Below are 4,768 nucleotides of genomic sequence, written 5' to 3'. Positions count from 1 at the left end.
GTTGAAGCAGCAGGACGGGCGCACCGAGGAGGCCAAGGCCTGGTACCGCCGCGCCATCGACAACGGGAACATCATCGCGATGGCCAGCCTCGGCCTGCTGCTGAAGCAGGACGGGCGCACCGAGGAGGCCGAGACCTGGCTGCGGAGGGCGCGGGAGGCGGAGGAGCAGTAAGCCCCTCCCCGTGTACCGCTGTCGCCGACGAAGTCTGACCTCCGTTAACCCCTTATCGGAAGCCAGGATCTGGACAAAATGGACGCGGGCATGTTGCTCGCGCCCATGTTGCGCGTCACGCCCAGAGCCTCACGGCTTCTGTGCGGGGGTAGAGACCCGGCGGTGGCGATACTGCTCCCAGAGCGCCAGCGCCAGTGCCGTGGCAAGCGGCCCTCCCCACCACAGCTGGTACCAGAAGACCGCGCCCAGATCGCTCCAGGCGGTGGTGCCCAGTGCGGCCCCGACCAGCAGCCCGAGGTAGAACACGTGGCCCCACAGCGGGATGCGTCGGCCCACACGAGCATCGCGACTGAGGATCTCGCCGGCCAGCAGCAGCCCGCCGGCGATCCAGATCACCAGGAACAGGCGGTGGGGGATCGGATCGGCCACGTCGGCGTTCCAGACCCAGACTGCCAGCGCCACCGTGGCCGCCACGGCCAGCACGGCTCCGAGGACCCCGGTTCCCGCGGGGGCTTGGGCAGGGGCGGGGGATGTCTCTTGGTGCTCCATACCCACCGCCCCTTCCCGGCGTGCGGGGGGCTCATGACGGGGATGCGCGCTCGTTCCCATGATCAGCAGGAGGGGCGGTACTGGCAGGCGCTGCCCGAGCAGCACCCGATCAGACCGAGGCAGGGGGCGCAGTACAGCGTCGCGCAGGCCACGCAGGCCTGCGGGCCACCAGCGCAGGCCGCGACGCAGGACCCGCAGCAGGTGGCCAGGCACCCCAGGTCGTAGCCGGAGCACTGGCAGCTGTAGCAGGCGCCTGAGCAGCCGCCGGGCGAGCATGCCATGCGGGTCTGCACGTCTCCGCTGGGCACCAGGAGCTCCTCCTGCTCGGAGCGGCCCAGGATGTTGAGGCGCTCCTGGGGCTCGTCCAGGTCCAGGACCATTGAGCGCCGCGTGGTCTCTTGGCCCTGGCGAGCCTCGTAGAACAGGACAGAGAGGTTGTCCTTCTGCCACAGCAGGGCGGTGAGCTCGCCGCCGCCCTCGATCTGGTGGACCACGCCCTTGAGGTCCTCTCCGGAACCGCGGCCGGTGGAGCTGCGCGCGGCGCCTAGGCCGGCGGGCTGGTCGGGCAGCTCGGCTTCGAGGAGGTTGCGCAGGTTGGCCGAGCCGCGGGCGCTGCTCCAGGCTTGCTGCAGCTCTCCATCGGCCAGGTCCCGGCTGTTCTTCAGTACCAGTCGGGCCAGCCAGTCATCCGAGGCCGCGGACGCGGAGGTCTCGGCGGCCGCCGGCGCCAGGCGAAGTCCGGAGAAGACGCCCGCGGCGGCGGCCACGGCGGCGGTGCGGCCCAGCGCACCGCGGCGACTCATCCTCGAAGCTGCGGCGGGAGCGCTCCCGCTCGCGGCCGTGGTGATGCGTGCCAGCACGTTCCAGGCCCGCCGCGGGCCCAGCCCGGCCAGCAGCCGCAGGCGCATGGCCATCCCGCGCAGCGCGGTGACCCGGCCCTACTCGACGAGCAGGAGTACGGGCTCCTCGCCGCGGGATCGGCCCGGCGCGCGCTCCAGCAGCGCGCCCATCTCGGCATTGTGGAGGTCGCGCACAGACAGCCATCCCTGCGCCTCCTCCTCCACGCCGCGGGCGACGTTGGTGCAGAAGGGGTGCGGTATCACCGGAGCATGACCACCCCCGAGCCCGCGGAGAAGCCGACAGACGAGGAGCCGGTCCTCTCCCACTCTCTGCCCTACCGCAGCGAGGTGGCCCTGCGCCTGGCCCGGCTCTACCGCGAGGAGATTGTCGAGGCCGCCCGCATCATCCGCGACGAGTGCGGCCATGTGGAGATCGACTTCCATGACGATCGCCGCACTCGCGGCGCATCCCCCGAAGCCTTCGCCGCGTTCGCTAACACCGACGTCGGCCCCGAGCGCCTGGAGCGCCTGACCATCTCCGGGCGTCGCGGCACCACCGCACTGTCTCTCGACATCACGCGAGTCGAAGCAAGCGTGGTTCTGGAGGAGCCCACAAACTCCACGCGCTGGGCCGCCGAGCAGCTCCGCCGCCTGTGCAGCCCGAAACGGGGGTTTCTCCGGGGCTCGATGCCATGGAAACGACGACTCATCCGCCGGATGAGCATCTTCGTGCTGATAGCGCTTGCGATACCACTGGTGTTCGGCATTGTATTGATACAGCTCGTCGGCGGCTTCATGTTCGTAGTCACGTATTTGCTGTTCACAGTAGTTTTCTGCGTCATGCTTATTGCCTGGCAGGGCACTCGCTACCTCCTGGTGTCGCCGAACGTGGTAATCAACGCTCCCCGCGCCGAACGGCCCACGTGGTGGGAGCGCCACCGCAAAGACGTCCTCCTGACGCTCGTCAGCGGTACGATCGGCGGTGTCATCGGCTACTTCGTCAACCAGCTCCCGCCGCTGTAGCGCGCGGAGACCGGCAGTGCGACAACGACAGACCGGGATGTCGTTGTCAGCGACTACGACAGGCATGCTTGTCGTTATGGACCGCTACACCGACCCGCCGACCGACGAGCAGCGCTGGATGCTGCGCGACGCGCTCTACCGCGCGGGACGCGACCTCGCGCTGGAGCTGGCACCCGAGCAGGCGCCGCTGGCCGAACCCCTCACCACGGCCGCGCCCGACGAGCAGGCCAGGTCCGCGCTGGCGCTGCTGCACGCGCTCACCCTCGCCCGGGCAGAGCTGGAGTGGCTGCGCGCCCAGGCCGCCCGCGCCGCCGGGGCCACCGGCGAGGTCACCTACGCCGACATCGGCGCGGCGGCCGGCATCACCCGCCAGAGCGCGCGCACCCGCTGGCCCGGCGCCGTGGCCGACCCCCGCCCCGGGCGGCCGCCGCTGCCGCCCACCACCACCGACTGACCCCGACACGGGCCGGGGCATCGGAATACGGCGTCACCCTAAGAGCGGAGAGCACTGTGCCGATGCAGCAGTCGTGCCCGAGGTGGACCAGAGGGCTCAGTAGGTCGCCAGCTCCACGAGCGAGGCACGGAAGAGGCCAAGGCTCGGATCCGGGAGCCTGGCCTACAGGGCGCGGAAACGGTCGAGGGCGTCCTTGGCGGCCTGGCCGATACCGGCGGTGTTGGTGGTGTGGGCAGCATCATCGACGATGACGAATTCGGCGGCGGGCCAGCGAGCGGCCAGGTCGTGTGCGGTGTCGCAGGGGCCGCTGATGTCCAGGCGGCCGTTGATGAGCACCGCGGGCAGGTGGGCGATGCGGTCGACGTTGTTCAGCAGGTGGTCGGGGGTCAGGAAGCAGTCGTTGGCCCAGTAGTGGGTGACCAGGCGGGCGAAGGTGGCGCGAAAGGCCGGATCCTCGAAACGGGGGTTGGGGGCGTGGCCACGTGGGTGTCTTCCCAGGTGCACCAGGCGCGGGCGGCATCGAAGCGGACCTTGGGGTCGGGGGCGGCCAGGAGACGGGCGTAGGCGGCCGGGAGCGCAGTGGGGTCGGCGCCGACGCCCGCGGCGGCGTAGAAGTCCTCCCACTGGGCGGGGAAGACACGGCGCATGTGGTAGGTGATCCAGGTGATCTCCTGGCGGGTACCGGCAGTGACAGCGAACAGCACCAGGGAACGCACACGATCGGGGTGGGTCTGGGCGTAGGCCAGGGCCAAGCAGGATCCCCAGGAGGCGCCCATCAGGTGCCAGGTGTCGATGCCCAGATGGGTGCGCAGGGCCTCGAAGTCGGCGATGAGGTGGTCGGTGGTGTTGAGGCCCAGGTCGGTGTGAATGTCGCCGGCGTTGGGGGTGCTGGCGCCGGCGCCGCGTTGGTCGAGCAGGATGAGCCGGTAATGGTCCGGGTCGGTGAGCATCGACCAGCGTGGATTGGAGGAGGAGCCGGGGCCGCCGTGTACGCCTAGTACCGGTATCCCTTGGGGGTTTCCCAGTTCCTGCCAGAACAGGCGTTGGCCGTCGGGGCGTTCCAGGTAACCGCTGATGTGGGGGTGGCTGTGGGGGTACACAGGATTCCTCTTGATGTGGCTGTTCGTGGGCGTGGGCATGGTCGGGCGCGGGGACGGGCGTACAGTCCGCTGACCTTGGCGCCTTCGAGTACTCGAGGAAGAGAACGGCCTGAGCCCAAGGCCAGGGAACTGCTCTCATCGGTGAGGTCAGAGGGTCTCTCATCCCGACCCCACCAGGTCCGCTTGGTGCTCAGCGCGGGGATTCACCTCGATGTTCCTCAACCCGGGTTTCATGACAAGACGTCGAGGCCGCCATCGCCACGCGGCGGCCGCGCCAGTCCGCCGGGCCGCCGATGAAGGGCACCGTCGTCTCGCGCTCGCGCTCGCTCATGTGCCCCATCCTGTCGGGCCGCACCGACGGCGTCCGGCCGATTCCGCGATCCCTCTCCATCCACCTGTCAGTGGGGACCTGAGGCCAGCCGGTACAGGTCCATGGCTGAGGTCAGCACACTGTGTTGACCTCAGCGAAGATGTCAGAGATCAGGCGCCTCTGAGTCTTCCTGTTCATCGTTTTGGCCGTCAGGCGGACGCCACGGGTCGGGCAAGACCACTACCTCTGGCTCTCCGCGCTCGATGGCGGCCAGTAGCCCGATGGGGCACGTACCCTCGGCCTCGGTGAAGTCCACCGTCC

General features: G+C 69.7%; 7 protein-coding genes and 1 pseudogene. 3 read left to right on the top strand and 5 right to left on the bottom strand.

What is annotated here, in order from left to right:
* The first annotated feature begins 79 nt into the window (after positions 1–79).
* Complete coding sequence (locus tag LP52_RS29065; protein WP_394298227.1) at positions 80–172, top strand: hypothetical protein; 93 nt, start codon at positions 80–82, stop codon at positions 170–172.
* Positions 173–301: 129 nt separating this feature from the next.
* Here LP52_RS29065 and LP52_RS24995 read toward each other — a convergent pair whose 3' ends face one another.
* The 3 genes from LP52_RS24995 to LP52_RS27545 all read right to left on the bottom strand — a co-directional run bounded on the left by LP52_RS24995 (position 302) and on the right by LP52_RS27545 (position 1,824).
* The gene (locus LP52_RS24995) at positions 302–721 is read right to left on the bottom strand and encodes a hypothetical protein (RefSeq protein WP_238581088.1); all 420 of its coding nucleotides are present in this window, start codon (positions 719–721) and stop codon (positions 302–304) included.
* A gap of 62 nt (positions 722–783) precedes the next feature.
* Positions 784–1,635: a hypothetical protein gene (locus tag LP52_RS24990; RefSeq protein ID WP_040276875.1), complete on the bottom strand. Its 852-nt coding sequence runs from the start codon at positions 1,633–1,635 to the stop codon at positions 784–786.
* 24 nt (positions 1,636–1,659) lie between these two features.
* Positions 1,660–1,824: a hypothetical protein gene (locus LP52_RS27545; RefSeq protein WP_157036477.1), complete on the bottom strand. Its 165-nt coding sequence runs from the start codon at positions 1,822–1,824 to the stop codon at positions 1,660–1,662.
* 6 nt (positions 1,825–1,830) lie between these two features.
* On the opposite strand from LP52_RS27545, the gene LP52_RS24985 reads away from it, so the two are divergent.
* A complete protein-coding gene (locus LP52_RS24985; protein ID WP_040276874.1) occupies positions 1,831–2,583 on the top strand; it encodes a hypothetical protein in 753 nt (250 codons plus the stop codon).
* 64 nt (positions 2,584–2,647) lie between these two features.
* Complete coding sequence (locus LP52_RS25965; RefSeq protein WP_157036476.1) at positions 2,648–3,037, top strand: hypothetical protein; 390 nt, start codon at positions 2,648–2,650, stop codon at positions 3,035–3,037.
* 162 nt (positions 3,038–3,199) lie between these two features.
* On the opposite strand, the pseudogene pip reads toward LP52_RS25965, so the two are convergent.
* A pseudogene (gene pip / locus LP52_RS24975) lies at positions 3,200–4,176 on the bottom strand (prolyl aminopeptidase).
* 151 nt (positions 4,177–4,327) lie between these two features.
* On the bottom strand, positions 4,328–4,468 hold the full coding sequence (locus LP52_RS27540) for a hypothetical protein (protein ID WP_157036475.1): 141 nt from the start codon (positions 4,466–4,468) through the stop codon (positions 4,328–4,330).
* Between the last annotated feature and the right edge of the window lie 300 nt (positions 4,469–4,768).

This window comes from Streptomonospora alba (assembly GCF_000826685.1).
Taxonomy (GTDB): domain Bacteria; phylum Actinomycetota; class Actinomycetes; order Streptosporangiales; family Streptosporangiaceae; genus Streptomonospora; species Streptomonospora alba.
This window is presented reverse-complemented; position numbering and strand designations above follow the sequence as displayed.